This window comes from Thalassotalea ganghwensis (assembly GCF_053485795.1).
In genome coordinates this window covers 1-491 of sequence record NZ_JBQRUM010000069.1, presented here as the reverse complement: position 1 = coordinate 491, position 491 = coordinate 1, and the positions used below count along the sequence as shown (strand labels likewise).

Sequence of the window (491 nt, the reverse complement as noted above, 5' to 3'; positions counted from 1 at the left end):
ATGCTTTTGATCGCAGCAGCCAGTTCTAATAACGCTTGACCGTCAAGGTTAGCTTCAAGTTGGTTAAGTTCAGCTTGATTTGTGGCGGGCTGGCCTTCGTTAGCTCGCGTGGCAAGGGCATAAGCAGCGGTAGTGATGTTGGTCACATTAAGGCGATGCAATTCGCTGCGTTCAACGGTCATATCATCACCACCCGCTGAATAGATACCTTCGATATCGCCAACTTGACTAATCAGCTCTACATGCTGTTGGGTATCTTGTCCAGTCGCCGATAGGCTGACAAAATCGTCCCAGCTTGAGGTTGTTATTGTGATTGAGTAGTGCCCTGAAGCATCCGCTTGTGCTTCAACGGTTTCATCGCCAACGGTTGCAACTACGGCGGCATTAGGGATGGGCTCATCGGTAACCACACCAGTTAAGGTCAATGTTAAACTGACGTCGACGGTCACTTCTGCTGAAGCTGTGCCGCCATTACCATCACTGATGGAATA

At 49.5% G+C, this 491-nt stretch carries 1 pseudogene; it reads right to left on the bottom strand.

The window, feature by feature from the left end:
• Positions 1–491 (bottom strand): annotated as a pseudogene (locus ACSLUH_RS19515) (hypothetical protein); the annotation flags it as partial.